Here is a 5,192-nt window from a genome sequence, read left to right as displayed (position 1 = left end):
AACCAAGAATCTCGTAGCTTTAGCCATGAGAGGTTCAATATAGCATGAGTAATAGTAAAAAAGAGGAAAAATATTCTAAATAATCAATAAACCAAATCAACACCGTATATGTATAGAGCATTCAAGCACAGAGTTTGGTGCTGGGCCAACAAATGATTAAGAGATAGCTACTTATTCTTCTTTTTAAGCTGCGTTGCAAGTTCAGCCAACAACTCATTAAAATAGAACGCCGCCTCTTTCATATGAACACCATACCAGGAAAACATTTCTCCATCCACCAGCACCGGCGCGCTGTCAGGAAACATCGCCCGAAACGCTTCCTGATGCGTCTCTTTAAACGGAAACGGCTCGGAAGAAAGAAAAATAAAATCCGGCTTCGCCGCACGCAAATCATCTTCCGTTATTTCCGGATAGCGTCCCGGGGTGTCCTGGAACACATTGACCAGCCCACACTTCTCCAGTAGCGAGTGGATATAGGTACAATTTCCGGCAGCCATATACGGCTTCTGCCAGATAAGGTACGCAACGCGCACACCCTGTACTGGTTTTAAGAAAGAGAAGGCCTCCTCAATCTCATGCGCCATATTCTGTGCAGCCGCTTCGGTCCCGGTAATTTCTCCGAGATCGCGAATCATGCACAGCGCATCTTCGTAATTCTCTACATCAGTTACATAAACGGGATACTTCTCTGCCAAAGCGTCAACCATCTCTTTCGGGTTTTCTTCTTTTTCGGCAATGATAAGTCCGGGATTCAGTTCATCGATGACGTCCGGCTTAATCTGCTTGGTTCCGCCTACACGCCGTACATCCTTAACCTGATTGGCCGGATGAATGCAAAACTGGGTCCGACCCACGATGTCTCCCCCAAGACCGAGTGCAAACAGTGTATCGGTCAATGAAGGGCATAAGGAGATGATACGACGGGGCGGGAATGAAAATGTTACGGTACGGCCGGTGTGATCGGTTACGGTTTTTGTCGACATACTTCCATTACCTCCTTTCATATTTTCATCATAAAAATCGGTTTCACTTACTTGAAAGCAAAAAGATTAATGGGGTCTTCTCTTTGTTTGTACTTCTTCTTTTATTTTTCTAATCTCTTCTACAGATAAGCCAGAAACTTTTGCAATAAGTTGAATATCCGCATTCTTTTCTTCCTCTAGCCATTTCTTTACTAACTCAATTTTTCCTTCTGCTTTTCCCTCCATTTTTCCTTTAGAGTAATACATGTCGGCCAGGTTACTGCGATCCCATGTCAGTCCCATACTTCCACCTTCCTTTCGCACCATTTTATTAAGTTCAACCTCAAAACTTTTTTCTATAGGAAGTTTTAACAAGCCATCGATAAATACAAATAGCCTTTCAATTTTCTCCCGCTGCCACTCTTTTTCTAGCAGCAGGCGAATCAGATTTATTTTAAACTGATAACGTGCATCAATATCTTTTTTGCTTTTCACTACATACAAACCGGCAAGAACAGCCATGCTGAATGGATTTTTCGAGCGAGCTAGTTCCTCTTCATTTTGCTCCACTATCTTGTAAGTTCGGTACGTATAAGTTAATGTCGTATCAAAAAATTCATATTTATACGCAGCCGGTTTATAAGACGGGCTTTCATCCGAAAAAAGCGCCAGGGCAAATATTTTCCTGTCGTATTTATCATACACCCGGTAAAAGTAGCGGAACATCCGCTCAGAAAAATCAAGATCTCGGCTTCCTTGTACTTCAATATGTGTCAATATCCACTTCTCTTCCCCGCTCTTCAAATACAGTTTTGCCAGCTTATCTGTGTACTTCTTTTCTGATTTTGAGTCGGGAAATAGCGTTCGCAGTTCTTGCTCCAGAAACTCGTATCCTTTTCTGAAATCCACCGCTGCATATACGTCAGGCGCAAAGAAATGCAAAAACTCCTGAAAAAATTCTTCAATGACTTCTTTCCACAGTGCATCATAATCTAGAGACACTACCCTTCGGTCATTTGTCCCCTCCCCCACTAGACGTTCCCCTTTCCAAGCGTCTTTCGTTCCGTTCTTTTTTCTTTTCATTATATCACATTCCCTGACTCAAACGTTTAAACCAAAACTGTTTTCGTTTTTCTCGCAGTCAACCGCATAAGCGAAAAACATCCACACCAAAAGAAAAACGGCAATATGAAGAGTCTATCCATGTGAAAAGTGTGCTATAATGCATGATTAGTGATACAAATCGTAAACAAAGGATGGTAGATAACCGGTATGATTAGTACAACGGACCTTACGCTTCGCTTTGGCAGCCGCGTGCTTTTCAGCGACGTAAACATAAAATTCACCCCGGGCAACTGCTACGGCCTCATCGGCGCGAACGGCGCGGGAAAATCGACGTTTCTTAAAATTCTCTCTGGCGAAATCGAGCCCACGAACGGCCAGGTCAACATTACGCCGGGCGAACGCCTCGCGGTGCTCAAGCAGAACCACTTTGAGTTTGATGAATTTGAAGTGCTGAAGACCGTCATTATGGGCCATCGCCGCCTCTATGAGATTATGGAAGAAAAAGATGCGCTCTATGCCAAGCCGGACTTCTCCGAAGCAGACGGCATCAAAGCGTCCGAACTTGAGGGTGAATTCGCCGAGCTGAACGGCTGGCAGGCGGAAGCGGAAGCCGGCGAGCTGCTCATCGGTCTCGGCATTCCGACCGAGCTGCATGATAAAAAAATGAGCGAGCTGGACGGCAGCCAGAAGGTACGCGTGCTGCTGGCGCAGGCGCTGTTCGGCAACCCGGATATCCTTCTGCTTGACGAGCCGACGAACCACCTGGACTTAGAGTCAATCACATGGCTGGAAAACTTCCTGTATAACTATGAAAATACCGTTATCGTCGTCTCCCATGACCGCCACTTCTTAAACAAAGTGTGCACGCATATCGTCGATATCGACTTTGGTAAAGTACAGCTGTACGTGGGCAACTACGACTTCTGGTACGAATCGAGCCAGCTGGCACTGCAACTGGCAAAAGACGCCAACAAAAAGAAAGAAGAGAAAATCAAAGAACTCGAAGCGTTCATCCGCCGCTTCAGCTCCAATGCGTCCAAAGCCAAACAGGCGACGTCCCGCAAGAAGCAGTTAGATAAAATTACGCTGGAAGACATCCGTCCTTCTTCGCGCCGCTATCCGTACATCAACTTTAAGCCGGAGCGCGAGGCAGGAAAAGATATCCTGACGGTGAAGGGTCTAAGCAAAACCATTGACGGGGAGCAGGTGCTGAACAACATCAACTTCACCGTCAACAAAGGTGACAAGATTGCGCTGGTTGGAACAAACGAGCTGGCAAAAACGACGCTGATGCAAATTCTTATGGGAGAAATCGAAGCGGATGCAGGGGAATACAGTTGGGGCGTCACCACGTCACAGTCGTACTTCCCGAAAGACAACGCCGCGTACTTCGAGGGCTGCGACCTGAATCTGGTTGACTGGCTGCGCCAGTATTCGCACGATCAGGATGAAACGTTTGTGCGCGGCTTCCTCGGACGGATGCTGTTCTCCGGCGAAGAAGCACTGAAAAAAGCGAGCGTCCTCTCCGGGGGCGAAAAAGTACGCTGCATGCTGTCGCGGATGATGCTGTCCGGCGCCAATGTGCTCCTGTTCGACGAACCGACAAACCATCTGGATCTTGAGTCGATTACGGCGCTCAATAACGGACTCATCGATTTTAGCGGTACGTTGATTTTTACGTCGCATGACCACCAATTCGTGCAAACCGTCGCCAACCGCATCATCGAAATTACGCCGAACGGACTCATCGATAAACAAATGGAATACGATGAATATCTGGCAAGCGAAGATGTCAAACAAATGCGTGAGAAAGCCTACGCGTAATCAAAGTGAAGCGCCCGGACACACCGTCCGGGCGTTCTATTTTTGGTCAGCCTTTTTCTGCCAGTGCTCAAAATCCTTTATGTACCGGGTCTGCTGCGGCGAGGGTGCGGCACGCGCATACCCTTCGGAAAGCAGTGTGCGGTTTACCATTTCGTTTCCGAGCCATACATAAGCTGTAATCTTCCCTTCTCCCTCAAAGGGCTGTTCGTCATAATCAAGCTCGATTTGCTGGCCGGATACCTTTTCTTTCAGAAAGCGTTTCGCGTCCGGCTCTGTGAAGACCTCAATTCCTTGCAGACGAATGCGATATGTTTCCCCCTGAATCGTAGCGACAATGAGATTGTCTTTCGTTACTTTGTACGCATAAGCGGTTACCGTCCCGTCCGGCACACCCGCCTCCTTCCCGTGTAATACTGAAACTCTCTCAAGCTGAATGTACGAAATACAGAAAAAACAAAGAAACCAAAACAGGAAGACGAAATCATGCAGGCGAAACACCAGAGGCCTCCTTCCTTCTTGAAGTCCCTTTTAACCATATGCCGAAGGCCTTTGATAATTGACTGATTTTCCGTTTGAAAATACAATGGTTGGAAAGAAGAAAAGAGAAACGAGGGGCCCGGATGAAAGAGCGATACATTTTTATTGATTTTGAATTTACGACATTTGACAGAAAGGAAGCGCCAAAAAGATTTTTTCATGAGGTTATTGAAGCAGGCATGGTTATCGTAGAAAATAAGGAAATCGTAGATACGTTTTCCTCTCTGGTGGCTCCGGTGTTCTTCCCGCAGTTAGGCGAGAAGTGCATAAGTCTGACCGGCATCAAACAGGAAGACGTGCTCGGCGGCATAGAGTTTAAGGCGATGATCGATGAACTGCTGGCTCGCTACATACCGGAGAAGACGACGCTGGTGACATGGGGCGATCTGGACATTAAAGGACTGCGCCGCAACTGCCGCGAACACCGCATAAAGTTTCCGTTTTCCGTTATGCTGGAGGATTGGCTGGATCTGTCTAAAGCATATCAATTCTATTATGGACACAAAGACACGCCCGGGTTATGGTATGCCTTAGACAAGTATGGATTAGCGGAAGGGGTCCAATCTCACCGTGCACTTGACGACGCTCTGGCAACGTACAAAGTGATGCAGATGATGCAGAAAGACCAGTGGGTGTATACACCACAGGCACCGGCCATGCAGACTTCGATTGCCGATTTAATGGGTGGACAAATGGCGCTTTTAGAAAAGCTGAAACAGCAGCTTTCATAGGCTTTCCTCTTTCCTTCTTCCCTCATGATTTTCACAGAAAACCACCATGGCATCTCAGCCGCAACCCCGTCAT

5 protein-coding genes are annotated in these 5,192 nt (G+C 46.8%); 2 read left to right on the top strand and 3 right to left on the bottom strand.

What is annotated here, in order from left to right:
• Positions 1–167: 167 nt before the first annotated feature.
• Together ADA01nite_RS07415 and ADA01nite_RS07410 are read right to left on the bottom strand one after the other, a co-directional pair.
• Entirely contained in the window at positions 168–983 is an 816-nt protein-coding gene (locus tag ADA01nite_RS07415) for a helical backbone metal receptor (RefSeq protein WP_146809311.1), read from the bottom strand.
• A 66-nt stretch (positions 984–1,049) separates the two neighbouring features.
• The gene (locus ADA01nite_RS07410; RefSeq protein WP_146809310.1) at positions 1,050–1,739 is read right to left on the bottom strand and encodes an RpnC/YadD family protein; all 690 of its coding nucleotides are present in this window, start codon (positions 1,737–1,739) and stop codon (positions 1,050–1,052) included.
• 495 nt (positions 1,740–2,234) lie between these two features.
• Between ADA01nite_RS07410 and ADA01nite_RS07405 the strand changes: the two genes are divergently transcribed.
• Positions 2,235–3,851 (top strand): ABC-F family ATP-binding cassette domain-containing protein, encoded by a 1,617-nt coding sequence (locus ADA01nite_RS07405; protein ID WP_146809309.1) that lies wholly within the window; start codon positions 2,235–2,237, stop codon positions 3,849–3,851.
• Between the two features lie 36 nt (positions 3,852–3,887).
• Here ADA01nite_RS07405 and ADA01nite_RS07400 read toward each other — a convergent pair whose 3' ends face one another.
• Complete coding sequence (locus ADA01nite_RS07400) at positions 3,888–4,241, bottom strand: thermonuclease family protein (RefSeq protein ID WP_170230183.1); 354 nt, start codon at positions 4,239–4,241, stop codon at positions 3,888–3,890.
• Positions 4,242–4,471: 230 nt separating this feature from the next.
• Between ADA01nite_RS07400 and kapD the strand changes: the two genes are divergently transcribed.
• Entirely contained in the window at positions 4,472–5,119 is a 648-nt protein-coding gene (gene kapD, locus ADA01nite_RS07395; protein ID WP_146809307.1) for a 3'-5' exonuclease KapD, read from the top strand.
• Positions 5,120–5,192: the final 73 nt, after the last annotated feature.

This window comes from Aneurinibacillus danicus (assembly GCF_007991215.1).
Taxonomy (GTDB): domain Bacteria; phylum Bacillota; class Bacilli; order Aneurinibacillales; family Aneurinibacillaceae; genus Aneurinibacillus; species Aneurinibacillus danicus.
The sequence above is the reverse complement of the archived record's forward strand: the minus strand, read 5'-3'. Positions and strand labels throughout refer to the sequence as shown.

Coding starts and splice junctions, on each gene's coding strand:
- ADA01nite_RS07415 (WP_146809311.1), bottom strand. CDS start 983: ATGTCGACAAAAACCGTAACCGATCACACCGGCCGTACCGTAACATTT.
- ADA01nite_RS07405 (WP_146809309.1), top strand. CDS start 2,235: ATGATTAGTACAACGGACCTTACGCTTCGCTTTGGCAGCCGCGTGCTT.
- kapD (WP_146809307.1), top strand. CDS start 4,472: ATGAAAGAGCGATACATTTTTATTGATTTTGAATTTACGACATTTGAC.